Genomic DNA, 1,075 nt, shown 5'->3' with positions numbered 1-1,075 from the left:
AATACGCTGGTAAGTATGCCAGTTACCTATGAATTGCTAGGTATAAATAGGAGTATACACAGTAACTCTTATTATTACAAAGCAAGACTAAGGGAATTAGAGATAGTGGTAGTAAGGAAGATGAAGCATATACAGTATATCTACTAGCTAAGGAGTTAGCTTATGATGTAGTGTCTCTCGTTTACAAATGAGTTTAATATGCGAGGAGACTGAGTAACTACGCTCCTCCGAATATCTAAAAGCAGTCTCTAGGTATGTTTTGTCTCGTAATCTTTGGATTTCATATCTGGTTTATGTATAGGGTGCTCTTATTAGATAAGGTAAGGACATTGTTCACTTTGCTAAGGCTGTTGAAATCTCCTACCCTAACATCGATGATAAGGTTTGTAAGGCTGCCGGCAGTAACAAGTATGGAGGCAACGGCACAGACGGAACTGAAAAACAGTGTGGTGTAGGCAGCAGCAGTGGGGCGACGAACGCAACGCAACTCAGGGGCTTTAGAACTGAGGTATTGGAAAAAGGGGCAGGATGGCCTGGTTCTGGGAAGACAGGTGCTGCTCATGATGACAACGCCACAGCCGTAGCAAAAGACCTAGTAAAGGAACTCACTCCTGAAGAAAAAACCATAGTGGCTGGGTTACTTGCTAAGACTATTGAAGGTGGTGAGGTTGTTGAGATTAGGGCGGTTTCTTCTACTTCAGTTATGGTCAATGCTGGATTTGAGGTTATGGAGATAGTTCAGGATAGAGAGTTAGTTCTAGAGTGTCATAATTAGTGGATGATATAGAGCTCTATCATTAAGTTCTCTATCAAGCTATTCAAGGATCTATTATTAGATAGATGAAGCATATACAGTATATCTATTAGCTAAGGAGTTAGCTTTTATTTTGTAGTGTCTCTCGTTTACAAATGAGTTTAATATGCGAGGAGACTAAGTAACTACGCTCTTCCGAGTATCTAAAAGCAGTCTCTAGGTATGTTTTGTCTCGTAATCTTTCGATTTCATATCTGGTTTATGTATAGGGTGCTCTTATTAGATAAGGTAAGGACATTGTTCACTTTGCTAAGGCTGTTG

1 pseudogene is annotated in these 1,075 nt (G+C 40.0%); it reads left to right on the top strand.

Annotated elements, in window-relative coordinates:
• Positions 1 to 83: 83 nt before the first annotated feature.
• Positions 84 to 730, top strand: a pseudogene (locus tag KPX09_RS05835) (hypothetical protein); the annotation flags it as partial.
• Between the last annotated feature and the right edge of the window lie 345 nt (positions 731 to 1,075).

The organism is Anaplasma phagocytophilum (assembly GCF_023476575.1).
Classification (GTDB): domain Bacteria; phylum Pseudomonadota; class Alphaproteobacteria; order Rickettsiales; family Anaplasmataceae; genus Anaplasma; species Anaplasma phagocytophilum_A.
This window is presented reverse-complemented; position numbering and strand designations above follow the sequence as displayed.